We start from the raw sequence: 23560 nt of genomic DNA on the forward strand, positions 1-23560 counted from the left end.
TCATGGATGACAGAGTTCAATAGACTGCACTACGGTGTGGTGCACCCAAACGTTCACTGCACTGTACTGCGAGGGCCTGTCATGACCGCACTCTTCGCCCTGGCCACCAGCGTCCTCTGGGGGCTGGCCGACTTCGGCGGCGGGCTGCTGACGCGACGCGTCCCGGCACTCACGGTCGTCGTCGCCTCACAGTCGATCGCGGTCGTGGTGCTGGGTTCGATCGTCCTCGCGACCGGCGGCGTGCAGGAAGCGGGACCGCAGCTCTGGTACGCCGTCGCGGCGGGCACGGTCGGCCCGGTGGCGATGCTGTGCTTCTACAAGGCACTCGCGCTGGGCCCGATGGGCGTGGTCTCGCCGCTGGGATCGCTGGGCGTCGCCGTGCCCGTCAGCCTCGGGCTGATCATCGGCGAGCGGCCCGGACTGCTCCAGTTCGCCGGTATCGCGGTGGCCGTGGCCGGCATCGTGCTGGCGGGCGGCCCCCAGCTGCGCGGTGCACCGGTGCAGCGGCAGGCGATCCTGCTGACGCTGCTCGCCGCCTTCGGCTTCGGTGCGGTGATGGCCCTGATCGCCGAGGCCTCGACCACCATCACCGGGCTCTTCCTCGCGCTCTTCGTCCAGCGCGTCACCAATGTCACGGTCGGTGGCGCGGCGCTGTACGTATCGGTGAAGCGCGGCGCCCGGGCCCTGCCCGCGAACGGCGGGATGCGGGTCATCCTGTCCTCGCTGCCGGCTCTCGCCTTTGTGGGCCTCGCCGATGTCGCGGCCAACGGCACCTACTCCATCGCCGCTCAGCACGGCCCCGTCACCATCGCCGCCGTCCTCGCGAACCTCTACCCGGTGGTCACGGTGCTCGCCGCACTCCTGATCCTCAAGGAGCGGCTGCGCGTGGTCCAGGCGACCGGCGCCGGTCTCGCACTCGTGGGCACTGTGCTGCTCGCGAGCGGCTAAGAGCCGTCCGGCTCCAGGTCCGCGAGCGCCAGCAGCTGCTCCGGAGTGACGCCTTCCGGAATCGGTACGGGAGTGGGGGTACGCAGCGGAGGCTCCCAGCCGCGGACCGGATCCCAGCTCCGTACGACCCGGGCGGGGGCGCCGGCCACCACCGAGTGGTCGGGCACCTCGCCTCGTACCACCGCGCCTGCGGCCACCACCACATTGCGGCCGAGCCGCGCGCCGGGCAGGACCACCGCGCCGGTCCCCAGCCAGCAACCAGGGCCGATTTCCACCGGCTCGGTGCGCGGCCACTGCTTGCCGACCGGCTGGTGCGGGTCGTCGTAGCTGTGGTTGGTCGAGGTGATGTAGACGTACGGGCCGCAGTATGTGTCCGAGCCGATGGTCACCCTGGTGTCGGCGATGACATGGCTGCCGCGGCCCAGGACCACACCGTTGCCCAGGGTCAGGATCGGGTCGGCGCCCAGATCGAGTCCCGGCATCATCCCCGCGGTGAGGGTGACCTGCTCGCCGATGATGCAGTGGTCGCCGAGCTCGATCCAGGCCTCACCGAAGACGGTGCCCTGCGGGAAGGCGAGCCGGGTGCCGGAGCCGAGCCGGCGGAAACGCAGCCGTCCGGGGTGCTCGGCGGTGACGGCGCCCGCCTCCTGCACCCAGCGCCAGCCGCGGTGGACGGCGGACGCGAGGACGCGACGCCGCCAGGTGGTGAGCGATGAGAACGTGTTTCTGTTCTTCGGCACCCGCACACGGTAGTCGGTGCACGTGAACTGATCATCACGGCGTGCTGTGATCTTCCCCCCACCCGTCATCGGTTGCGGCGGGCGACCGATCCGGCGCCCTCGTGCCGAGGCACGGGCGAGTGTCTCCCCAGGCCCGCCGAGTACCCCTCCCGTGAGTACCGCCCGTCCGGTCGCCTACGGTGCATCTACGCGAGACCGGTGAGCACCAAGGAGCAGGCATGGCGGAGCGGGCTTTGATTTCAGGCGTGGGCGGCCGGACCCCGAAGGTCGATCCGGGGTCGTTCACCGCACCGACGTCCGTGGTCGTCGGCGATGTCACCCTGGCTGCCGGGTCGAGCGTCTGGTACCAGACCGTGCTCCGCGGCGACGGCGGGCCGATCACCATCGGCGCCGGCAGCAATATTCAGGACAATTGCACAGTGCATGTCGACCCTGGGTTCCCGGTCACCGTCGGCGAGGGCGTCTCGGTCGGCCACAACGCCGTACTGCACGGCTGCACCGTCGAGGACGACGTACTGGTCGGCATGGGCGCCACCGTGCTGAACGGCGCGCACATCGGTGCCGGTTCGCTGATCGCGGCTCAGGCGCTGGTGCCGCAGGGGATGCGGGTCCCGCCGGGATCGCTGGTCGCGGGCGTGCCGGCCAAGGTCAAGCGGGAGCTGACCGAGGAGGAGCTCGAGGGCATCAGACTCAACGCCGCGGTCTATGTGGATCTCGCCGAGGAGCACCGCGCGGCGCACGAGGCCTGACCGGTCCGGCCGCGGGACCGGTTCAGTCGGCGGTGGGCACGGGCTCCGGCTCGGTCCCCGCCGGCTGGGTCTGCGACTGCGCGGCGGCCTTCTTGGCGCGGTTCTTCAGGACGAGCATCGAGGTGAGCCCGATCAGGACCGCGAGGACCAGCCCCAGCCAGGAGAACCGCTTGAGCCAGGCTTCCGCGACGACGCCGACGGAGTAGATGACGGCGGTCGTGCCGCCGGCCCAGAGGATCCCGCCGAGGACATTGGCGATGAGGAACTTCCAGTACGGCATGCGCAGTACGCCCGCGAGCGGCCCCGCGAAAATGCGCAGCAGCGCGACGAAGCGGCCGAAGAAGACGGCCCACATGCCCCACTTCTCGAACGAGCGCTCCGCCATGGCGATCTGGGCCTCGCCGAAGTGCTTGGGGAACTTCCCGCCGAGCCAGGCCAGCAGGGGCCTACCGCCCTTGCGGCCGATGGCGTACCCGATGGAGTCACCGATGATGGCGCCGGCGGACGCGCAGCCACCGAGGATGTACGGATTGATGTCGCCGTGCTGGGAGGCGAGCAGCGCCGAGCTGACAAGAACGATCTCGCCCGGCAGCGGGATGCCGAGGCTCTCGAGCCCGATGACCACCCCCACCAGGAGATAGACGCTCACCGCGGGGACGGTCTCGAGCCACTCCTGGACGTGCAACGCCGGTTCCTCCTGAGTTCGCAGGGCATCGGCTGCCCGGCGTGCGCCCCGTCGGCACACGCCGGGCAGCCTACCTGCTCGGCATGTGACCAGCCTCAGGCGTTGGGACGCAGCGTCCAGACGATGCTCATCTCACCGGTCACCGCGCCGTCCTCGCGCTGGATGGCGATGACGACCGGGAACTCGGGGCGCTTGCCCGCGTCCAGTTCCGCGACAACGTCCGCGATGGGACGGCCGAGGGTGGCGGTCGCGGTGACGACGCCCATCGCCAGCTTCTTGTAGCCGATTTCCGCCCTGACGGCGAGCGGCACGGCACGGGTCATCTGGTCGCCGAAGGCGGCGATGACGATGGCGCCGCTGGCGGTCTCGGCGAGCGTGAACATCGCTCCGGCGTGCGGTCCGCCGACGTGGTTGTGGAAGTCGGCCTGGTCCGGCATACGGACGACGGCACGCTCGGCCGTGGTCTCGAGGAACTCCAGGTTCAAGGTCCTGGCCATGGGAACCGTCGCGGCGAGCATCTCGCCGACGGACATCTGATCAGCGCTCATGGAAGGCGATGTTACCCATGAGTAGCTCGGCTTGGCCATCCCCTGCCGGGGGTGGCCGTGGCAACGGTGGGGCGGCACCTCTATCGTTGCTCGCCATGTGGCCAGGACAGCAGCCGCCCGGGGGCGAGCAGAACCCGCAGGACCAGAACCCGTACCAGCAGCCGGGGTACCAACAGCCGAATCCCTACCAGCAGCCGGGATACCAGCAGCCGGGATACCAGCAGCCCAACCCGTACCAGCAGCCGACCGCGCCGCAGTACGCCGTACCCGGGCAGCCGCCGGGTGGGCCGCAGCCGCCGCAGGACAACAAGAAGACGACGACGATCGTCGCGATCGTCGCGGCCACCGCCGTCGTCGCGGCCGCGGTGATCACCGGCGTCTTCGTGCTGAACGGCGAGGACAAGGGCACGACCGACGAGGGCGGCAAGGAGGCCGGCGCCTCCAAGACGCCGGGGTCCGCGAACCCCGGTCAGGTTCCCGCTTCGCCGACCGAGAACCCGCGCGGGAATGAGGAGGCCAAGCCCACGATCGCGGGCTGGAAGGTCGTCACCAACCCCAAGCACGGTACGCAGTTCGACGTCCCGCCCGCGTGGGAGGTGTCCGGATCAGGAACGAGCACGTTCTTCGAGGACGAGAAGAAGAAGGACGGCACTCCGGTCGTCGTCATGTCGTCCCCGGCGCACTACAAGAGCAAGTGGTGCACGTTCGACACGGACAAGGACGGCAAGCCCGAGCAATGGGGCCTGGGTACGGTCGGTACCAAGGGTGGCAAGGGTGCCGCCGACAGTGCCACGGCCGCCTACAACGAGGCCGGCAACTGGGTGTGGGCCGGCTATGCGCAGACGGAGCCCAAGGGCACGGTCAAGATCACCAAGGCCAAGCCGTACACCTCCAAGTCCGGTCTCTCCGGCAGTGTCGCGACGGCCACCGCCCTCGGCGTCAAGAAGGACAACAAGTGCGAGACCGACGGTAAGTCGATCGCGTTCTCCTTCAAGAACAGCAAGGGCGACTTCACCAGCTGGGTCCTCTACGCCAACAAGGGCGTCCCGGACGAGGTTCCGGACGCGACCATCGCGCAGATACTGAGCACCGTGCGGCTGGCGGACACTCCGGCCGGGTAAGTCAGGAGCGCCACCAGAACCGACGTCCGGAGCGCCACCGGAGTCGGCGTCGGCCTGAGGTCCGAACGGGCGCGGGGTCACGTGACTTGCCCGCACCACCCGCGCCCGCCCCGGCCCTACCGGTCCGGCAACGCCGTCCTCAGCCGTCCTCCGGCATCGGTGCGGGCCGGGCCTCCTTCGTCCGTTCCGGCGTCCAGTAGTCCCGCACCTCGTCGGGGCTCTGCCGCACATCGCTGCTGGTGGTCCCGGAGTCCGGCTTCGGCCTGGGGGCCTGGGCGGCCGCCGCGCTACGCCATGCGGCCGCCGCCACGACAGCGGCGAGCAGGACGAGGGCGGTGCCCCATCGGCTCAAGCTACTGCGACGCATCGGACTGCTCCCGTCGGGTTGTCAGGTGACGCCGCCCTGGGCGTCGAACATCGCCTTGACCGCGTCATCGAAGTACGAACTCCGGTTCCAGCCGCCTGTGGCGAGCGTGCTCATCGCTCCGTTGACATACCCCAGACCGTTGGAGTCGTTGAACTCCCGCAGCCACGGGCCGCCGCTCGATCCACCTCCGAAGTCACACTGGAGTTCGATGCGGCCGTCGCTGACCGCTCGCGTCGTGCCCGTGCAGGCCCACTGGAGCTCGCCGCCGTCGCGGTTGCCCGGGTAGCCCATCACGGTCACGGCCTGGGTGCGCGAATAGTTCCAGCTCAGTCCGTGACCGCCGGTGACATTGACGATCTTGTTGCCGTTGAGCGGCCAGGTGGTCACCATCGCCACGTCCCGGCCGAGGTCGCTGCTGCTGATCCAGGAGTTGAAGGTGCGGAACTGCTTGGCGGCGAAGGTGCCGAAGGGGCGGGCACCGGAGCGGTAGCGCGGCGCATACGTCCAGTTTGTCATCCAAGTGCCGCCGCTGCCGCCGTGTACGCAGTGCCCGGCGGTGATCAGCATCTGCTTGGAGGCGCTGTTGAGGGCACTGGCGGAGCAGGTGTAGTTGAGTCCGTTGCTGGGGTTGGTGAAGAACACCTTGCCCACCGCGGCGGATTCGTTGATCAGCGGCCTGACCGTGTCCGACCGCCCACGGGCGGGCGCGGTCGATCCCGGCTTTCCGGTGGGTCCCGCCTTGCTCTCGGCGGCGCGCGGCAACCCGGCTGTCCGGTCGAGCGAGATGGCTGTTCTCATCCGCTCCGGTGTCCAGTAGCGGGCCAGTGCCGCGGCGGCGGCCGGCGAGTCGACCGGCGCACCTCCTGCGAGCCGCGGGGTGGAGGTGGTGGTGGTCGCGGCTCCGGCGGGGACCGCGGCGGATCCGGGCCCGGTGGGGGCGGGTTCCGCCATGGTGGGACCCGCCCCGACCAATGCCAGCAATGCGGCAGTGGCCAACGGCAGAAGTGCGTGTCTCAGACTGCGCACGGGTGAAACCCCCAAAGGTCGATTCGGACGCGCATTGCCGGAATTCACCGGTCAATACGCGGAGCAGTTGCGACCGTAGGTCTGTCAACTGCCCCCGAGACAGTCCGAAATCAGTCCCTCCGCTATTCGCAATCGCGCCGCGCATTTCGGTCAGTCCGGATGCACCGCTTGATTGCCAAGTATTTGTGTGCGGGGAGTTGACGAGTGGGGGTGACGTACGGAGCCCTGGCGTCGGCAGGCGGGGCGGGGCGGCTCTCTCCGGCCTTCGCGGCACCTTGTGAAATCCAGTAGCACAGTGGGAATTTCCGTGATGCGCCGCCGGGCGCGGCGGCCGAGGGGGCGCAGAATGCCTTCAACTCCACCGGAAAGCGAGACACTTCCCCGGCGAGCGATTCAGGTGACGCGCGGCTGTTTCAGCAGCCCCGTGGCTATTCGACCTTGTGCCACTCAATTGGCCATCGCCGCAGGCACGGCCGCGCCGTGCCGCGGCCACCCGGAGGCTCTCAGCCGATACTGAAGGCGCCGTCGGGCGGCTCGGGTGAGGCCACCGCATCCGCGTCCCGTACCGCCGTCGCGTTCCCGATGAGCCGCCTCAGCGACGGTCCGTGCTCGACCCGGGCCGGGAAGGCGTCGGAGGCGGTGCGGCGGGCCAGGCCTGCCGTGTCGATCGGGGCCTGCGAGGCGATCAGCACGGCGTTGCCGAAGCGGCGGCCGCGCAGTACGGCAGGTTCGGCGATCAGCGCGAGCTCCTCGAACACGGCGGCGAAGGTGGCCAGTTGGGAGCGGAGAAAGGCAAAGGGCGCGCCGTCGGCGAGGTTCGCGGCGTAGATACCCTCCGGCCTCAGCACCCGTTCCGCCGCCCGCGCGTACGCGACCGAAGTGAGATGGGCAGGAACCCGGGAGCCGCCGAAGACATCGGCGATCAGCACATCCACCGAGTCCTCAGGAGCCGCTTCGACCCAGGCGCGGGCGTCCGCGCCGTGCACCTCGATGCCCGATCCGTCCGGCAGAGGCAGCTGCTCGGCGACCAGCGCCAGCAGCCCACGGTCCACCTCCACCACGTCCTGGCGCGAGCCGGGGCGGAGCCGGGCCACATAGCGGGGCAGCGTCAGTGCCCCGCCTCCGAGGTGGAGCAGATCGAGCGGAGCGCCCTCGTCCGCGACGGAGTCGACGATATGGGCGAGCCGCCGTACGTACTCGAACTCCAGATGCGTGGGCGCGTCCAGATCGACGTACGACTGGGGCGCACCGTCGACGGTCAGCAGCCAGGCCCGTTCCCGGTCCACATCGGGCATGAGCTTGGCGGTGCCTCCGTCGACCTCGCGGATGACGGGTATCTGCTCGTTCACGCACTCATTGTGCTCAGAGCGCGGCGAATGCCCCGACGCACCCGCGGCCTGGTCCGGCCCCGCGCGGGCGCCAAGCGCCAGCTCCCCCAGGGGCCGTATCCCCCATCCGGTCAGTCCGGCGCACAGCGCCGAACCCGCCTCCCGTGGGGTACGGGAGGCGGGCAGGCAGGTCAGACCAGCTCGACCACCGTGCCGGCGCCGACGGTGCGGCCGCCCTCACGGATCGCGAAGCCGAGCCCGGCCTCCAGCGGCACGTCACGGCCCAGCTCGACGGTCATGGTGACCGTGTCGCCGGGGCGCGCGACGGCCGTCCCACCGAGGTCGACGTCGCCGACGACGTCCGCCGTGCGGATGTAGAACTGCGGCCGGTAGCCGGTGGAGACCGGAGTGTTGCGGCCGCCTTCCCGCGCCGACAGGACGTACACCTGCGCGGTGAACCGGCGACTCGGTACGACGCTGCCGGGCGCGGCCACCACATGGCCGCGGCGCACCGCGTCCCGTGGCACCCCGCGCAGCAGCAGCGCGACATTGTCGCCCGCCTCGGCGGAGTCCATCGGCTTGCCGAAGGTCTCCAACCCGGTGACCACCGTCTCCGTGTCCGCGCCGAGTACCTGCACGCGGTCGCCGACGCGGACCGTGCCGCGCTCGATGGCTCCGGTGACGACCGTGCCGCGCCCGGTGATGGTGAGGACGTTCTCCACCGGGAGCAGGAACGGCGCGTCCGTGTACCTGACGGGCATCGGCACATAGGTGTCGACGGCGTCGAGCAGCGCCTCGACTGCGGCGGTCCAGCGGGGGTCGCCCTCCAGCGCCTTCAGCCCGGAGACCCTGACGACCGGTGCGGCGTCACCTCCGTAGCCGTTGGCCGTCAGCAGCTCGCGTACCTCCAGCTCCACCAGGTCGGTGAGCTCGTCGTCGCCCGCGTCCGCCTTGTTGAGGGCGACGACGATGTGGTCGACGCCCACCTGGCGGGCGAGCAGGACATGCTCGGCGGTCTGCGGCATGACACCGTCGAGCGCGGAGACGACGAGGATCGCCCCGTCCAGCTGGGCGGCTCCCGTCACCATGTTCTTGACGTAGTCGGCATGGCCTGGCATGTCCACATGCGCGTAGTGCCGGGTGTCGGTCTCGTACTCGACGTGCGCGATGTTGATGGTGATACCGCGCAGGGCCTCCTCCGGGGCCCGGTCGATGCGGTCGAAGGGCACGAAGGTGCCGGTCCCGCGCTCGGCGAGGACCTTGGTGATGGCGGCGGTCAGCGTGGTCTTGCCGTGGTCGACGTGGCCCATGGTGCCGATGTTGAGGTGCGGCTTGGTGCGTACGTATGCCGTCTTGGGCATGGCTGATTCCCTCGGAACTCGAAGCGTGATGGGAACCCCTGGGCCTTGCCGACCCTCCCCCTGCGGGGTCCGCCGGACGATCCGGGAAGGGTCAGCTTCGGGCGCCGCCGAGGGGCGCTGCGACAGCGGCCGCGGCCGCTGCGGGGAATGCGGCAGCCTTCGGCGCGTCCGCGACTGCGGACGGCGCTGCGAGGAAGGCGTACCGGAACATGTCGTTGATATTCGCTCACGGCCGCGGCTGCGTCGAATGGTTTTCCTCGTACGGGAGTTCAGCAGGTCACAGGTGCTTCGTGGCCTCCCGGACGGACAGCGGCGAAAGCCGGTCGCGGGCGCCGTCGACGAAGTCGCGTACCGCGTCCGGATCGGTCTTGGCGTACTCGCGCAGACACCAGCCGATCGCCTTGCGGATGAAGAAGTCGGGGTCGTCGGCGCGGGTCAGGCAGTAGCGGAAGAGCCGCTCGGTGTCGGTCGCGTCCTTGTAGCGGAGCTGGTGCAGCAGCGCGGTGCGTGCGACCCACAGGTTGTCGTCGTCGATCCAGGTGTCCATGGCGGACTTCAGCTCGGTGTCGGCTTTCACCAGCGGGCCGACGACGTGCGAGGCGAGCGCGTCGACGGTGTCCCACCAGGAGAGGGCGACGACGAGCCGGCGAACGACCGGCAGGAAGCCGGACGAGCAGCGCCCCACATGCCGGCGCAGATAGTCGACGGCGAAGTACTGGTACTCCCGCTCGGGCAGCTCCCAGCAGCGCAGCGCGATCGCCGTGCAGTCCGCCTCGTCGGGGCGCGGGGTGCCTTGGAGGACAGTGCGTGAGAGGGCGCGGCGGGCAGATGTGTAGATCCCGAGGTGGGGCGCGATGTCCTTCATATAGGCGGCGGCCTCCGCGGCCCGCGTCGGGTCAGCGCCGGTCGGGTACACCGCGGTCAGCCGCTCCATGACGGTGTCGGCGAGATCGCTGCGGGGGACGGCCGGGCTCATGAGGCTCACATTACGGCGATCAGGTCCCTGTGTCGGTTAGTCTCCCCGGATGCTCGAGCCCGTCCCCAGGCCGTCCTCCGGCCTCGCCATCCGCTGTACCAGGGCGCTGTTCTCGCCGTGGTCGCGGCTGTCGCTGCTCGTCGCCGTGCTGGCCGCGGCGGCGGTGACGGTGGTGCTGTACGAGCCGCAGCGGCTGCTCTCGGCAGGCTGGCCGCCGCAGTTGAGCGGCGGCGCCGCGGTGGTGATGTTCGGTGTCGCGTACGGGGCGTGCACCGCGGCGTTCGTACCGAGGCCGCTGCTGAACCTGGCGGCAGGAGCGCTCTTCGGCTCCCAGGCCGGTTTTGTCTCGGCGCTGGCGGGGACGGTGCTGGGGGCAGGTATCGCGTTCGCGCTCGGCCGGGTGCTGGGCCAGGACGCGCTGCGGCCGCTGCTGCGGGGCCGCTGGCTGAAGGCCGCCGACACTCAGCTGAGCCGGCACGGCTTCCGTTCGATGCTGGCGCTGAGACTCTTTCCGGGTGTGCCGTTCGCCGCTGCCAACTACTGCGCGGCCGTGTCCCGCATGGGCTGCATGGCCTTCCTGCTGGCGACGGGCCTCGGCTCGGTCCCGAACACGGCGGCGTATGTGGTGGCGGGCAGCAGGGCGGGTTCGCCGACGTCACCGGCGTTCCTGATCGCGATGGGTTTCATCGTGCTGACCGGCGCGGGCGCTGCCGTGGTCGCCTGGCGCAAGCGGCACGGGCTGCGCGGCGCCGCTCCCGTCGAAGATCACCGAGCCGTGGGCGCCGCCGCCTTGGAAGCATCGCCGCGGACGGGGCCGGGCGCCGGCTGAGGTGCCGTCCGTCGAATCCCGCAGGGGCTGCCACACTGCCCATAACCCAAGGACGCTACGCTCCTCACAACTGGCGCATGATCGGGAACGCTACGCGCCGTCAGACCGTGATCTTTTCTTGGGTGGCGTAGTTTTCGATGTCTTGGTTCGAATCATTCATCCTCGGGCTCGTCCAGGGGCTGACCGAGTTCCTTCCGATCTCCTCCAGCGCACATCTGCGACTCACCGCCGCGTTCGCCGGCTGGCAGGACCCGGGCGCGGCGTTCACGGCGATCACCCAGATCGGCACGGAGACGGCCGTTCTCATCTACTTCCGCAAGGACATCGTCCGGATCGTCTCCGCCTGGTCACGCTCGCTCACGAACAAGGCGATGCGCAGCGATCATGACGCCCAGATGGGCTGGCTCGTCATCGTCGGCTCTATCCCGATCGGTGTGCTCGGCGTCACCTTCAAGGACCAGATCGAGGGACCCTTCCGTGATCTGCGGCTGATCGCCACGACCCTGATCGTGATGGGCATCGTCCTCGGCATCGCCGACCGTCTGGCCGCCCGCGACGAGGCGGGCGGCAAGCACCGCGCCGCCAAGGAGCGCAAGACACTCCAGGAGCTGGGCGTCAAGGACGGTCTGATCTACGGCCTCTGCCAGGCGATGGCCCTGATCCCCGGCGTCTCCCGCTCGGGCGCCACGATCAGCGGCGGTCTGCTGATGGGCTACACCCGTGAGGCGGCGGCCCGCTATTCATTCCTGCTGGCCATCCCGGCCGTCCTGGCCTCCGGTGTCTTCGAGCTGAAGGACGCGAGCCAGGGCGGGCATGTGTCCTGGCCGCAGACGATCTTCGCGACGGTCATTGCCTTCGCGGTGGGCTACGCGGTGATCGCGTGGTTCATGAAGTTCATCACTACGAAGAGCTTCATGCCGTTCGTGATCTACCGCATCCTGCTGGGAATCGCGCTGTTCATCCTGGTCGGAAGTGACACGCTGAGCCCGCACGCGGGTGAGTCGGCCGGTTGACGCCTGCGGTCGCGGTGAAGACGGCCGTCGTACCGAGGCCGTACCTTGTGGGCATGTCCCCCTCTCCTCGCCCGTCGGAAACCGTGTTGTCCGCCACCGAGCTGAACGCCCGGATCCGTGAGCTGTGGGCGGACGGGGAGCTGCCCGACGACCGGCGTCAGGAGTACGAGGCGCTCGTGGTGGAGTGGGCCGCGGTGGCGCTCGATGACATCCACCCCGCAGCCTGACTTTGGACGAGCACCGCGCGCACCCCTCGACCTGCGGTCCCGGCGGCTCCGGGGCACTCTGGGGACATGGCCTGGCAGGCACCGATCGTCGTGGATCCGCCGTCCCCCGGAGGCGGGCGGCGTGTGACGGTGCGCGGAGAAGTCGTCGGTCTCGCGCACAGCGACAAGGACCTCATCGAGTTCCTGCGGCGGGCCGGACTCGAGGACGCGGACATGATCCTCGACGATCCGCACCTTGTCGAATGGCGCGGCGGCCGCGCGCACCAGGGGTACGCGGCTTGAGCAATCACTCGGCTAGCCTGAGCGCACAATGAACCGTTTGACGACGTCATGGGGCGGGTTCGACCTCGCCCGCTTCCCCGAGGAGCCTCGCGACCAGCTCCGGGCCTGGTCCGCCGCCGATGAGTACCTTCTCCGGCGGCTCGAGGGGATCGATGACGCCGGGCCCGCGGACCTCTCGGGCACCGTGGTCGTCGTCGGCGACCGGTGGGGCGCCCTGGTCACCTCGCTGGCGGAGCACAGTCCCGTACAGATCACCGACTCCTTCCTCGGCCAGCAGGCGACCCGGGCTAATCTGGCGCGCAACGGGATCGACGCGGACGCGGTGCGGCTGGCGTCGGTCAGGGACCTGCCGCCGGAGCGGATCGACGTACTGCTGATCCGGGTGCCCAAGAGTCTCGCGCTGCTGGAGGATCAGCTGCACCGTCTGGCGCCCGCCGTCCACCCGGACACCGTCGTCATCGGTACGGGGATGGTCACCGAGATCCACACCTCCACACTGAAGCTGTTCGAGCGGATCCTCGGTCCGACGCGGACCTCGCTGGCGGTGAAGAAGGCGCGGCTGATCTTCTGTACGCCCGATCCGCAGCTCGCCCGGGTCCCCAGCCCCTGGCCGCTGCGGTATGCGCTGCCTGCCGACGTCGGCGCGCTCGCGGGCCGGAGCGTCACCAACCACGCGGGCATCTTCTGCGCCGAGCGTCTCGACATCGGTACGAGGTTCTTCCTCCGCAGCCTGCCGGAGCGCCGCGGCACCGAGCGGGTTGTGGATCTGGGCTGCGGCAACGGCGTGATCGGGACGGCCGCCGCGCTGGCCAATCCGGAGGCCACGGTGACGTTCGTCGACGAATCGTTCTCGGCGGTGGCCTCGGCCGAGGCCACCTACCGGGAGAACGTCGCTTCGGACGCCAAGGCGGAGTTCGTGGTGGGCGACGGGCTGTCCGGTGTGCCGGACGCGACCGTGGACCTGGTACTGAACAATCCGCCGTTCCACTCGCACCAGGCGACAACGGACGCGACGGCCCGCCGGATGTTCGGCGGATCGCGCCGTGTGCTGCGTCCCGGAGGCGAGCTGTGGGTCGTCGGCAACCGCCACCTCGGCTACCACGCGAAGCTGCGGCGCCTCTTCGGCAACTGCGAAGTCGTCGCGAGCGACCCGAAGTTCGTCGTCCTGCGAGCGGTCAAACGCTGACGGCCGCGGCGGGACCGGTCATCGGGCCGCGTCCTCCTCGTCCTCCTGCCACTGCTTGTAGGGGACACGGGCGATCTCACGTACGCCGCCGAACGTGCCCCACTCGTTCTTGCCCAGCCGGGTGAGCGGCGCGAGCCTCGTCACCTCCGGGTGCCCGTCCACCACGGCCTCCTCCCTGATCGCCGCGTGCACCACCCGGCCGAAGACGACGGTGGAGTCGCCCAGCCGTACGGTGCTGTGCAGCTCGCACTCGAGCGCCACCGGCGAGGCCGCGACACGCGGCGGCTTCACGCGCAGGCTCGCCTCACGGGCGACGCCGACCGCGTCGAACTCGCTGATGCCGCGCGGGAAGTCGGTGGCTGTCGCATTGATCTGCTCGAAGAGCGGTTCGGGCGCGAAGTTGACCACGAAGGCGCCGGTGTCCTCGATATTGCGCAGCGAGTCCTTACGGCCGACCGACGTGAACTGCACGATGGGCGGCGACACGCAGGAGATGGTGAAGAAGGAGTGCGGGGCGAGGTTGTCGGTTCCCTCGGCGGACGTGGTGGACACCCAGGCGATCGGCCTCGGGACGACGGTGGCGGTGAGCAGCCGGTAGAAGGTGTCGCGGTCGCACTGGGCGGGGTCGTAATCGATGCGCATGTGGGCAGTATGGCGGGTGCCGCGCACGATCCGCGGGTCCGCGAGAGGCCGCCGGTGGCCGGGGCACGGCGGATGATTCACCTCCCCGAGGACGACCGGCACTCCGGAACGTCCTGGTCGCCGTCCGACCGCTCGCGCGGGGGGCGGTTGACGGACCTTCGCGTAGCGGCAGTTGACGGACCCTCGTCTCACCGGAGTGCCGGCCGATTCACGGATGGCCGCCGGACGCTGTCCGGCCCCGATGTCCTCACGGATGAACGGCGGGAACCGCTGCGGGCCCTGCGGGGCCTCGACGCGCCCGGCTTCCCGGACGCCGAACCGACCGAGATCGACCGTTTGCCGACCAAGTGCGGGTGACTGGCGTGCACAGCCCTTGGCGTGGGGCCCGCGCTGCCCGAAACTGACCCGATGACGCAGCGCGTGGATCTCGCGACCGTGATGGACCGGCTGACCATCGATGAATTGATCACCAGTTACGCGGTGGCCGTGGACGATGCCGACTGGGGCGCCTACCGGGCTCTGTTCGCAGACGAAGGGCGTGCTGACTACCGCAGCTCGGGCGGCATCGAGGGCCCGGCCGCCGAAGTCGCGGACTGGATGGCGGAGACGATGCGGCTCTTTCCCGTACGCCAGCACCTCATCGTCAACCGGCGGCTGCACATCCAGGACCTGGGCGGCTATCCGGGCGACCGTGCCGAGGTGCAGGCGGACTATGTGAACCCGATGCGGCTGGAGTCGGGAGACGACTTCGTCTCCGGCGGGCGGTATGCCTTCAGCCTGCTGCGTACGGACGCGGGCTGGCGGCTGCGCACCGTGGTGATCCACGAGAAGTGGCGGCGGGCCACCGGGGCACCCGCGGGGAGCTGACACACCAGGGCGCACTGTCGGTGCCGGTCCCGCTCCCGCACACTGGAGGGGACACTGCTCGCGGGCCCTTCCAGGCAGGACGAGGAGGCGCGGCATGCGGATTCCGCCCGCCCGGCGGGAGCGGTTCGATGGGCGCGATCGGTGGGAGCGCCCGCGGCAGAAGCTGTCGTCTCCCTGGTGGCGCGGCGCGGCCGCGGTGGCGGCAGGGGCGCTGCCGGTGCTTGCCTTCCCGGAGCCGTCCCTGTGGTGGTTCGCGTATATCGCGCTGGTGCCGTGGATGCTCCTTGTCCGGTCCGCGCCCACAGGTCGCCGTGCGGCGGTCGACGGCTGGCTGGGCGGCATCGGTTTCATGATCGCCGTGCACCACTGGCTGGTGCCGAGCCTGCATGTGTTCCTCGTAGTGCTGGCGGCGCTGCTCGGGCTGATGTGGGCGCCGTGGGGGTGGCTGGTGTGGCGGCTGCTCGGCGGGTCGCCGTCGCCGGTCCGCGCAGCGGCCGCCCTCGCCGCTGTCCCCTCGGGCTGGCTCATGATCGAACTGGCCCGGTCCTGGGAGGGTTTGGGCGGCCCCTGGGGTCTGCTCGGGGCCAGTCAGTGGGAGGTCTCTCCTGCTCTACGGCTCGCATCGGTGGGTGGCGTGTGGCTGGTGAGTCTTTTGGTGCTCGCGGTGAATACGGCGTTCACCGTGCTGGTCGCGGTACCACGGGCCCGTACCGCGGCAGTGGGCGGAGGCGTCATCTGCGCGCTCACCACAACCGCGGCCTGGATCTGGGTCCCGCAGCCCGAGCAGTCGGGCCGGGCCCGGATCGCCGTCGTGCAGCCGGGGGTCGTCGACGGCATCGGCAGCACTGACCGGCGCTTCGCCCGCAGCGAGGAGCTCACCCGCCAACTGGCGGGCCAGGACGTCGATCTGGTCGTCTGGGGCGAGAGCAGTGTCGGCGCGGATCTGCGCGAACGGCCCGATCTCGCGGCACGGATCGCCGTTCTCTCACGCACCGTCGGCGCCGAGGTGCTGGTCAACGTGGACGCCCGGCGTCAGGATGATTCCGGCCCGACCGGAATCTTCAAGAGCTCGGTCCTCGTCGGTCCCCAAGGCCCGACGGGCGACCGCTACGACAAGATGCGGCTCGTCCCCTTCGGTGAGTACATACCGGCCCGTGCGGTCCTGGGCTGGGCGACCTCGGTGGGCAAGGCCGCGGGCGAGGACCGGCTGCGCGGCAGCCGCCCGGTGGTGATGGTGCTGCCGGGCGCCGGTGAGAGCGGGCTGCGGCTCGGGCCCCTGGTCTGCTTCGAGTCGGCGTTCCCCGACATGAGCCGGCGGCTCACCCGGGACGGCGCGCAGCTGCTGATCGCACAGTCGGCAACCTCGTCGTTCCAGGGGAGTTGGGCGCCGGAGCAGCACGCCTCGCTGGCGGCGCTCCGGGCGGCGGAGAGCGGGCGTCCGATGGTCCACGCGACGCTCACCGGTGTCAGTGCGGTGTACGGTCCCGGCGGCGGCCGGGTCGGCCGGCCGCTCGGCACGGACAGCAGCACCAGCGCCGTCTACGACGTCCCACTGGCCGGCGGCAGGACGCTGTACGTCAGGTTCGGCGACTGGCCGGTCTACGGAGCGCTCGCCGTCCTCGCGGCCCTGTGCGCCGTCGAGGGCACGCGGTCCTTCAGGCGGCCTGGTCCAGGGACTGCCGCACCACCTGTTCACACAACTCATGAGTCCGCAGCGCATCCTGGGCGGTGAGCAGCTTTCCGGCCCGCACGGCGTCGAGGAAGGAGAACACCGACTGCTCGATGCCGCGCTGCCTGGCGACGGGCACCCAGTCGCCGCGCCGCCGTACGCTCGGCTGACCCTTGTGGTCGACGACCTCCGCGAGGTTGCGGACCTCCCGCTTGGTGTCCTGTCCCGACACCTCGAGGATCTCCTCGGTGGAGCCGCTCATACGGTTCATCGTCCCGATCGCGGTGAATCCGTCGCCGGACAGCTGCAGCACGACATGGTGCATCAGCCCGTCGACGATCCGCGCCCTCACGTCGGTGTGGTCGACCGGTCCCGGCACCAGGAAACGCAAGGTGTCGACGACGTGGATGAAGTCGTCGAGGACGAGGGTGCGCGGGTCCTCGGCGAGGCCGACGCGGTTCTTCTGCATCAGGATCAGCTCGCGCGGGTGCTCCAGGCACTGGGCGTAGCCGGGCGCGAGACGGCGGTTGAAGCCCACGGCCAGGCTGGTGCCGCGTTCCTCGGCGAGGCCCACCAGCCGCTCCGATTCGGCCAGTTCGTAGGCGAGCGGCTTGTCGACGTACGTCGCCACTCCCGCCTCCAGGAGCCGGGTGACGATCTCGGCGTGCGCGGAGGTCGGAGCGTGCACGAAGGCGGCGTCCAGGCCCGCGGCGAGGAGGGAGCCGAGGTCTGTGTGGCGCCGCTCGGCGGGGATGTGATGGGTATCGGCGACCCGTGCCAGGGTGGCCGGAGTGCGGGTCTGCAGGTGCAGTTCGACCCCGGGCAGAGTGGTGAGCACCGGCAGATAGGCCTTCTGCGCGATGTCGCCGAGCCCGATGCAGCCGACCTTCACAGGGGCCTCCCTTGGCGCTGTGCCGATTGTCCTTCTGCTGCGTCCTGTGCTCCGGCAGCATACGTGCGCTGCGGCGGCCGCCAGTCGGCGATGCCGTCGAAGGTCCGCAGGACGAGGCCGGGGCCGAGCCGGGAGACCGTGGACATCAGGGTGTTGCGCACCGCGACGGCCGGGGGGCTGGTCAGGGACACCAGCCGGGCGATCCGGGCGGACTTGCGGACGACGGCGGTGGTGCGCGGCAGCCGTTCGGCGCTGTAGGCGGCGAGGCCGGCGGCCAAGTCGCCGTCGGGCGCCGCGTGGTGGGCGAGGACGATGCCGTCCTCGATGGCCTGGTTGCCGCCCTGACCGAGCGTGGGGGCCATGGCGTGGGCGGCGTCGCCCAGGAGCACGGTGCGGCCCCGGTGGAAGGCGGGCAACGGCTCGATGAGGTGGTGGACATCGTGGCGCAGTACGAGGCCGGGTTCGGCGGCCGAGATGATCGCGGGGATGGGGTCGTGCCAGGAGCCGAAGCGGCGCAGCAGCTCGGCCTGCTCGTTGTCGGCCGCGCGGGCTCCGGCGCGGGCCACGGCCGCCGCGTACGCGTAGATCCGGCCGTCCTTGAGCGGCTGGGTGCCCCAGAGCGCGCCGGGTCCCCAGGTCTCGTGGGGTTCGAAGGGCAGGCCGGGCGCGGGGACGACCACTCGCCAGGTGGTGAGTCCGGAGTAGGAGGGTCCGGGGTGCCCCGGGAACAGAAGACGGCGCACGGCGGAGTTGATGCCCTCGGCACCGATGACCAGGTCGGCCTCGATCTCTTGGCCTGCAGTGGTGACCCGGGCGGGGCGGCCGCCGGCGACTCCCGGGTCGGCGAGCGCGGCGGGGCTGTCGGTGCGCACGGCGTCGGCGGGCAGCCGGGCAGTGAGCCGGTCGATCAGGGTGGCGCGGTGGACCAGGACCAGGGGTCCGCCGAAGCGTTCGGCCGCGGCGGCGCTGTTCGTACGCGACAGCCGGCGGCCGCCCGGACCGAACATGCCTCCGTCGCCCTGCCAGGCGGCCAGGTCGCGGATGTCGTCGCCGAGGCCGATGACATCGAGGGCGCGCTGGGCGTTGGGGGCCAGGCCGATACCGGCGCCGACCGGTTCCAGGGATGCGGCGCGCTCCAGGACGGTGACCTGCCAGCCGCTCAGACGCAGGGCCACGGCGGCGGTCAGTCCACCGATTCCGCTTCCGATGACGACGGCTCGCGGTCCGGGCACGGCTCCTCCTCGATGCGTTTGAGGCGCATGACGCACGTGACGGCTGATGCGCTAACTACACCTGTAGTGTCCTACACCGTACTACAGCTGTAGTCGAAGGGGTAGGTTGAGCTCATGGCCGCACGCACCACCACGAGCACCTCCCGTGCCGAACTGATCGCCGACGCCGCGCTGGGACTGCTCGCCGAGCGCGGGATGCGCGGCCTCACCCACCGGGCGGTGGACGGGGCCGCCGGGCTCCCGCAGGGCTCGACGTCCAACTACGCACGCACCCGGCAGGCGCTCCTCGAGGCCGCGGTACGGCGGCTGGCGGAGCGTGAGGCGGCCGTCCTGACCCCGGACGGGCCGCCGGTACCGGACGGCGGAACGGACGGCCTGCCCGACGCGCTCGCACTCGCGCTCCACCGCTATCTGACCCGCCATCGCGAACTGCTCGTCGCCCGCTACGAACTGGCCCTCGAGGCCACACGCCGGCCTGAGTTGCGAGAGTTCTACGACGCGACCGGCAGGCAGTTCCGCGAGCAGCTCACAGCACTGATGGCCGCGGCAGGCTCCGCCGAACCGGAGCGCCACGCACTGTCGTTGACGGCCTGGTGCGAGGGGCTGATGTTCTCCTGCGCGGCGGGGTCGCACCACGCGGCCGTCCCGGAACCGGCGGAGTTGCGCACCGGATTCCGAGAGCTGCTGCGCGGGATGCTCGGCGGATAAACCCGTGGCGGCACGAGGTCCGGTGGTTCAGGATGACCGCCATGACGACACCTGAACGCACCGAACCTTCCACCACCGCGGGCGAGCGCGACATGCTGGAGGGCTGGCTCGACTACCACCGCGGGACCTTGGAAGTGAAGTGCGCCGGGCTGAACGACGAGCAGCTGCGGCAGCTGTCCGTGCCGCCCTCCGAGATCTCACTGCTCGGACTCGTACGGCACATGGCGGAGGTCGAGCGGGGCTGGTTCCGCAACATCCTGGCCGGGGAGGGTGCCGAGTACCTCTACTCCAACGACGACCGGGACGGCGACTTCCACGTCACGGAGCAGGACACCTACGCCGAGGCGTACGCGACCTGGCAGGCCGAGATCGCACGGGCCCGTGAGCTTGCCGCGTCCCGGACGCTCGACGATGTGGGTACGGGCAAGCACCGCAGCGGGGAGACCTTCAACCTGCGGTGGATCATGACGCACATGATCGAGGAGTACGCGCGCCACAACGGACACGCCGACCTCGTCCGCGAGCGGATCGACGGCGCGACCGGCGAATGACGCCGACCGACGGCGTACGACCGCACTGACCGCCGTCACCCGTGCGGACCACAGAGTGCCGGTCCGCCTTTGAAAGTGCCCCCGCGCACAGCAGAGTTGCGCGGGTGCACCGAACGAGAATCGCCGCAAAGGTCCTGGTAGCAGTGGCCGCCTGGACTGTCACCGGCTGTGTGGCCGTCGAGCCGCGGCCCGCGCCCGCACTTCCACCACCGCCGCCGAGTGGCAGCCCGGCACACGTCGTGGAGGCGCAGATCGCGCAGGGCCCCGCCCGCGAGGTCCTTGAGCCCCCGTCTCCGGCCGCGACGCCTCCGGCCGGGAGCACCGCTCCCCCGCCGCCACCCGTCGCCGGACATGTGCCGCGCGAGCGGCCGGAGCCCCGACCGGCGAAACCCGGGACCGCGAAGCCGCCCGCCCCCGTACCCGTACCACCTGCACCGTCGGCCGCCCGGACGGACGTCTGTGCGCTGGGCGAGGACTACGCCCACTTGTCGCCCGACAGCCTCGAGGCCCGGATCTGCCGCGAGGCCTACGGGAATTGAGTCTCACTCGCCGCGCAACCCGCGCTCCAGCCGGTCGATAGCGGCACGGACGCCGTTTCCGTATCCGTCGTCCCCCAGGGCGTCCGTCGCCGAGCGCGCCCGGTCGAGGTGGACCCGCGCCGCCTCCGGGCGCTGCAGCTTCACATAGTCGGCCGCGAGATTGAGATGCAGCGAGGGATAGAAGGCTCGCACCGCGAGCGTCTCCTGGTGCTGGGCCAGCCGCTGTTCGCTCAGGCCGTCGGCCGCCGACAGAGCCCGCAGGTCCCAGGCGAGCTCGTCGCCGGGGTCGTCCTGGGTGTCCGCCATGTAGTGCGCGAGCGTACAGCGGTGGAGTGGATCACCGTCCTCGCCGATCTCCGCCCAGAGCGCGCCGAAACGATTGCGCGCCTCCTCGCGGTCCCCGCCGTGCAGCAGCATGATCACTTGCCCGATCCGGGTCATGACGGCGTCCCCCGATGCCTCCTGCTGCTCCCTCACTTGGCCTCCCACGTCCGTGCAGCGAATTGCGACCCGCGGGGTCAGCCGCTGATACCGACGCCGCGGATCACGACGCTAGCCGCCGCCACGGACATTGCCGCACAGGCTCGGGCAGCTGCCCGAGCCTGTCAGCCGGGTGCGCGAACGCTCAGCCGAGGTCCGGGATCCGCCAGTCGATGGGCTCGTGCCCCTGGGCCGCGACCGCCTCATTGATCTGCGTGAACGGACGGGAGCCGAAGAACTTCTTCGCGGACAGAGGCGAGGGGTGCGCACCCTTCACCACCACATGCCGCTCCTCGTCGATCAGCGGCAGCTTCTTCTGCGCGTAGTTGCCCCAGAGGACGAACACCGCCGGGTCGGGCCGGGAGGCAACGGCGCTGATCACCGCGTCCGTCACCTTCTCCCACCCCTTGCCCTTGTGCGAGTTGGCCTCGCCGGCCCGCACCGTCAGCACCGCGTTGAGCAGGAGAACACCCTGCTCGGCCCACGGCATCAGATAGCCGTTGTCCGGGATGGGGTGGCCGAGCTCCTCCTTCATCTCCTTGTAGATGTTCCGCAGGGAGGGCGGGGTCTTCACACCCGGCCGCACGGAGAAGCAGAGGCCGTGCCCCTGCCCTTCTCCGTGGTACGGATCCTGGCCGAGGATCAACACCTTCACCCGCTCGTACGGGGTGGCGTCGAGCGCGGCGAACACCTCTTCGCGCGGCGGGTAGACCGGCCCCTTCGCCCGCTCCTCCTCCACGAACTCCGTGAGCTCCTTGAAGTAGGGCTTCTGCAGCTCTTCGTCGAGGACGCCACGCCAGGACTCGGGCAGCATGTCGGTGTCGGTCACGTCAACAACCTCCGGTATGTGATCAGTTCTTGACCACAGAACCTACTGGGGGCCACTGACAACGGGGTCTACCAGCTGGCCTTGCGGTACAGCTGCCACATCTGCATGAATGTCTGCGGGTTGATCGCGAGTTCGCCGCCGCCGATCTCCTCGCTGGAGGCGACGTACATCTTGCCCTGCCACAGCGGCAGCAGCCGGACATCGTCGCCGATGATCTCCTGTGCCCGCTCGAACTGCTTGGTGACCGCACCGCGGTCGCTCTGGCGCCGGGACGCGGGCAGCAGCTGGTCGGTGATCTCGGGGCTCTGGTACGGCATGCTGAGCGCGTTCTTCTCGCCGACGAACGGCGCCACAAAGTTGTCCGGGTCCGGGAAGTCGGGGAACCAGCCGCGTCCGAATGCGGGGTACTCGCCGGCCTTGTAGGCCTTCTGGAAGTCCTTCTCGGGCCTGCCCTCCACCGTTATCGTGAACAGGCCGGAGGAGTCGAGCTGCCGCTTGAGCTCTTCGAACTCGGGCTTGGAGGCGGAGCCGTAACGGTCGGAGGAGTACCCGAACTTCATCGGCACCGGGGTGGTGATGCCGGCGTTCTTGAGGATGGCCCGCGCCTTGTCCACATCCGGCTCGCCATAGCGGTCGAAGAACTCGGTGGTGTGGCCGAAAATGCCCTTGGGGACCATGGAGTACAGCGGCTCGGCCGTGCCCTGGTAGACCTTGGCCACCAGCGCGCCGCGGTCGACGACCTGGGCGATCGCACGGCGTACGGCGAGCTTGCCCGCCATGGGGTCCTTGGAGTTGAAGACGAGGTAGCGGATGTCGGCGCCGACCGTCTCGACGAGCTGGAGGCTGTCGTACTCCGGCTGCTTCGACTGGAACTTGACGACTTCCGCCGCGGTCAGACCACGGTAGATCGCGTCGATCTCCTTCTTCTTGAGGGCTCCGACCATCACGTCGGAGTCCTGGAAGTAGCGGATGTCGACTGCTTCGTTCTTGAGCTTGGCGAACCCTACGTACTTGGAGTTCTTGGTCAGCTCGGCCCGGTCGCCCTTCTTGTACGAACTCAGGACATACGGCCCCGAACCGGTCAGCCCGCCGTCCTCGCGGAGCTTGTCAGCCGGGTACTCCTTGGGCGGGACGATCGACATGGCGGGCGTGGCCAGGATGAACGGGAACGTGGCGTCCGGCGTCTTGAGGCTGAACTTCACGATGCGGTCGCCGGCGGTCTGGACACTGCCGAGCGAGCCGAGCAAACCGTTCGGGCCACCCTTCGCATCGATCTTCTGGATCCGCTCGATGGAGTACTTGACCGCCGCGGCGTCGAGCTTGTCGCCGTTGGAGAAGGCGAGGTCAGGCTTCAGCTCGCACTCGAAGAGCTTGTTGCTGGAGTCGGTGAAGCGGCAGGATTCCGCGGCATCGGGCTGCGGCGCCGCGCTGCCGGACGGGAAGCTCACCAGCGTCTGGAAGACATTACTCAGCAATTCCCATGAGCCGTCCCAGGCTGCGGCCGGATCGAGGGTGGTGGGCTCACTCATCGTACCGACCGTAATCTTCTGCTCGCGCTCGGTGCTCTCACCCGAAAACAGGCTGCATCCGGCCAGCAGAGATATGGACGCTAGGGCTGCAGCGGCCTGCAGACAGGTCCGGTAGAACACGTGCACGCTCCTCGTTCAGCCATGGGTCGGCCGACCATACCGCAGCGCCCCGCCGGGTCAACCTGGTGGCCCGGCGGGGCACTTGGCTCAATCAGGAACAAACCGGCTCAGTGCGC

Annotated in this window: 27 protein-coding genes; 13 read left to right on the forward strand and 14 right to left on the reverse strand. The window is 70.0% G+C overall.

The genetic code is table 11. From position 1 onward, the window contains the following. Positions 1-81: 81 nt before the first annotated feature. The gene (locus OG966_RS06290; RefSeq protein WP_326648433.1) at positions 82-948 is read left to right on the forward strand and encodes a DMT family transporter; all 867 of its coding nucleotides are present in this window, start codon (positions 82-84) and stop codon (positions 946-948) included. Here the strand turns inward: OG966_RS06290 and OG966_RS06295 are convergent. Further along, positions 945-1688: an acyltransferase gene (locus OG966_RS06295; protein ID WP_326648434.1), complete on the reverse strand. Its 744-nt coding sequence runs from the start codon at positions 1686-1688 to the stop codon at positions 945-947. The two genes, OG966_RS06290 and OG966_RS06295, sit on opposite strands and share 4 nt — an antisense overlap. A gap of 218 nt (positions 1689-1906) precedes the next feature. Between OG966_RS06295 and OG966_RS06300 the strand changes: the two genes are divergently transcribed. Further along, positions 1907-2437 (forward strand): gamma carbonic anhydrase family protein, encoded by a 531-nt coding sequence (locus OG966_RS06300; protein WP_326648436.1) that lies wholly within the window; start codon positions 1907-1909, stop codon positions 2435-2437. Positions 2438-2459: 22 nt separating this feature from the next. Here the strand turns inward: OG966_RS06300 and OG966_RS06305 are convergent, their stop codons facing one another. Continuing rightward, on the reverse strand, positions 2460-3122 hold the full coding sequence (locus OG966_RS06305) for a DedA family protein (RefSeq protein ID WP_326648437.1): 663 nt from the start codon (positions 3120-3122) through the stop codon (positions 2460-2462). A 95-nt stretch (positions 3123-3217) separates the two neighbouring features. Next, positions 3218-3655 carry a DUF4442 domain-containing protein gene (locus tag OG966_RS06310; protein WP_326655098.1) on the reverse strand — a complete coding sequence of 146 codons (438 nt, stop codon included), beginning with the start codon at positions 3653-3655 and terminating at the stop codon, positions 3218-3220. A 110-nt stretch (positions 3656-3765) separates the two neighbouring features. Between OG966_RS06310 and OG966_RS06315 the strand changes: the two genes are divergently transcribed. Then, positions 3766-4791, forward strand: a complete 1026-nt coding sequence (locus OG966_RS06315; protein WP_326648438.1) for a hypothetical protein — start codon at positions 3766-3768, stop codon at positions 4789-4791. 139 nt (positions 4792-4930) lie between these two features. On the opposite strand, the gene OG966_RS06320 is transcribed toward OG966_RS06315, so the two are convergent. The 5 genes from OG966_RS06320 to OG966_RS06340 form a co-directional block, all read right to left on the reverse strand. Then, entirely contained in the window at positions 4931-5158 is a 228-nt protein-coding gene (locus tag OG966_RS06320) for a hypothetical protein (protein ID WP_326648439.1), read from the reverse strand. 21 nt (positions 5159-5179) lie between these two features. Continuing rightward, positions 5180-6109, reverse strand: coding sequence for a trypsin-like serine peptidase (locus tag OG966_RS06325; RefSeq protein ID WP_326648440.1), 930 nt, complete (start codon positions 6107-6109; stop codon positions 5180-5182). A 578-nt stretch (positions 6110-6687) separates the two neighbouring features. Then, complete coding sequence (locus OG966_RS06330) at positions 6688-7533, reverse strand: spermidine synthase (protein WP_326648441.1); 846 nt, start codon at positions 7531-7533, stop codon at positions 6688-6690. A gap of 170 nt (positions 7534-7703) precedes the next feature. Next, on the reverse strand, positions 7704-8873 hold the full coding sequence (tuf, locus tag OG966_RS06335) for an elongation factor Tu (RefSeq protein WP_326648442.1): 1170 nt from the start codon (positions 8871-8873) through the stop codon (positions 7704-7706). 277 nt (positions 8874-9150) lie between these two features. After that, a complete protein-coding gene (locus OG966_RS06340) occupies positions 9151-9849 on the reverse strand; it encodes a DNA alkylation repair protein (protein WP_326648443.1) in 699 nt (232 codons plus the stop codon). Between the two features lie 49 nt (positions 9850-9898). Between OG966_RS06340 and OG966_RS06345 the strand changes: the two genes are divergently transcribed. The 5 genes from OG966_RS06345 (at position 9899) to OG966_RS06365 (ending at position 13386) form a co-directional block, all read left to right on the forward strand. Further along, on the forward strand, positions 9899-10678 hold the full coding sequence (locus OG966_RS06345; RefSeq protein ID WP_326648444.1) for a TVP38/TMEM64 family protein: 780 nt from the start codon (positions 9899-9901) through the stop codon (positions 10676-10678). Between the two features lie 137 nt (positions 10679-10815). Continuing rightward, positions 10816-11691, forward strand: coding sequence for an undecaprenyl-diphosphate phosphatase (locus tag OG966_RS06350; protein WP_326648445.1), 876 nt, complete (start codon positions 10816-10818; stop codon positions 11689-11691). Positions 11692-11744: 53 nt separating this feature from the next. Then, positions 11745-11918 carry a hypothetical protein gene (locus OG966_RS06355; protein WP_326648446.1) on the forward strand — a complete coding sequence of 58 codons (174 nt, stop codon included), beginning with the start codon at positions 11745-11747 and terminating at the stop codon, positions 11916-11918. A 66-nt stretch (positions 11919-11984) separates the two neighbouring features. Next, entirely contained in the window at positions 11985-12200 is a 216-nt protein-coding gene (locus OG966_RS06360; protein ID WP_326648447.1) for a hypothetical protein, read from the forward strand. Between the two features lie 28 nt (positions 12201-12228). Continuing rightward, positions 12229-13386 (forward strand): methyltransferase, encoded by a 1158-nt coding sequence (locus OG966_RS06365; RefSeq protein ID WP_326648448.1) that lies wholly within the window; start codon positions 12229-12231, stop codon positions 13384-13386. An 18-nt stretch (positions 13387-13404) separates the two neighbouring features. Here the strand turns inward: OG966_RS06365 and OG966_RS06370 are convergent, their stop codons facing one another. Beyond that, a complete protein-coding gene (locus tag OG966_RS06370; RefSeq protein WP_326648449.1) occupies positions 13405-14028 on the reverse strand; it encodes a flavin reductase family protein in 624 nt (207 codons plus the stop codon). Positions 14029-14436: 408 nt separating this feature from the next. Between OG966_RS06370 and OG966_RS06375 the strand changes: the two genes are divergently transcribed. Beyond that, positions 14437-14895, forward strand: coding sequence for a nuclear transport factor 2 family protein (locus OG966_RS06375; RefSeq protein ID WP_326648450.1), 459 nt, complete (start codon positions 14437-14439; stop codon positions 14893-14895). Between the two features lie 94 nt (positions 14896-14989). Continuing rightward, positions 14990-16627: an apolipoprotein N-acyltransferase gene (gene lnt / locus OG966_RS06380; RefSeq protein WP_326648451.1), complete on the forward strand. Its 1638-nt coding sequence runs from the start codon at positions 14990-14992 to the stop codon at positions 16625-16627. On the opposite strand, the gene OG966_RS06385 is transcribed toward lnt, so the two are convergent. Together OG966_RS06385 and OG966_RS06390 are read right to left on the reverse strand one after the other, a co-directional pair. Next, complete coding sequence (locus tag OG966_RS06385; protein ID WP_326648452.1) at positions 16551-17456, reverse strand: Gfo/Idh/MocA family protein; 906 nt, start codon at positions 17454-17456, stop codon at positions 16551-16553. The genes lnt and OG966_RS06385 overlap by 77 nt on opposite strands. Next, entirely contained in the window at positions 17453-18688 is a 1236-nt protein-coding gene (locus tag OG966_RS06390) for an FAD-dependent monooxygenase (RefSeq protein WP_326648453.1), read from the reverse strand. The genes OG966_RS06385 and OG966_RS06390 overlap by 4 nt, the downstream gene beginning before the upstream one ends. Positions 18689-18802: 114 nt before the next feature. On the opposite strand from OG966_RS06390, the gene OG966_RS06395 reads away from it, so the two are divergent. The 3 genes from OG966_RS06395 to OG966_RS06405 all read left to right on the forward strand — a co-directional run bounded on the left by OG966_RS06395 (position 18803) and on the right by OG966_RS06405 (position 20486). After that, positions 18803-19396 carry a TetR/AcrR family transcriptional regulator gene (locus tag OG966_RS06395; protein ID WP_326648454.1) on the forward strand — a complete coding sequence of 198 codons (594 nt, stop codon included), beginning with the start codon at positions 18803-18805 and terminating at the stop codon, positions 19394-19396. A 41-nt stretch (positions 19397-19437) separates the two neighbouring features. Beyond that, positions 19438-19947, forward strand: coding sequence for a DinB family protein (locus tag OG966_RS06400; RefSeq protein WP_326648455.1), 510 nt, complete (start codon positions 19438-19440; stop codon positions 19945-19947). A gap of 104 nt (positions 19948-20051) precedes the next feature. Further along, a complete protein-coding gene (locus OG966_RS06405) occupies positions 20052-20486 on the forward strand; it encodes a hypothetical protein (RefSeq protein ID WP_326648457.1) in 435 nt (144 codons plus the stop codon). A 3-nt stretch (positions 20487-20489) separates the two neighbouring features. On the opposite strand, the gene OG966_RS06410 is transcribed toward OG966_RS06405, so the two are convergent. The 3 genes from OG966_RS06410 to OG966_RS06420 form a co-directional block, all read right to left on the reverse strand. Further along, positions 20490-20963, reverse strand: a complete 474-nt coding sequence (locus OG966_RS06410) for a hypothetical protein (protein WP_326648459.1) — start codon at positions 20961-20963, stop codon at positions 20490-20492. Between the two features lie 148 nt (positions 20964-21111). Next, positions 21112-21795 carry a uracil-DNA glycosylase gene (locus tag OG966_RS06415; RefSeq protein WP_326648460.1) on the reverse strand — a complete coding sequence of 228 codons (684 nt, stop codon included), beginning with the start codon at positions 21793-21795 and terminating at the stop codon, positions 21112-21114. Positions 21796-21863: 68 nt separating this feature from the next. Continuing rightward, complete coding sequence (locus tag OG966_RS06420) at positions 21864-23444, reverse strand: ABC transporter substrate-binding protein (RefSeq protein ID WP_326648461.1); 1581 nt, start codon at positions 23442-23444, stop codon at positions 21864-21866. Between the last annotated feature and the right edge of the window lie 116 nt (positions 23445-23560).

Origin of the sequence: Streptomyces sp. NBC_01750, assembly GCF_035918095.1 — a bacterium.
In the GTDB taxonomy this organism is placed as follows: domain Bacteria; phylum Actinomycetota; class Actinomycetes; order Streptomycetales; family Streptomycetaceae; genus Streptomyces.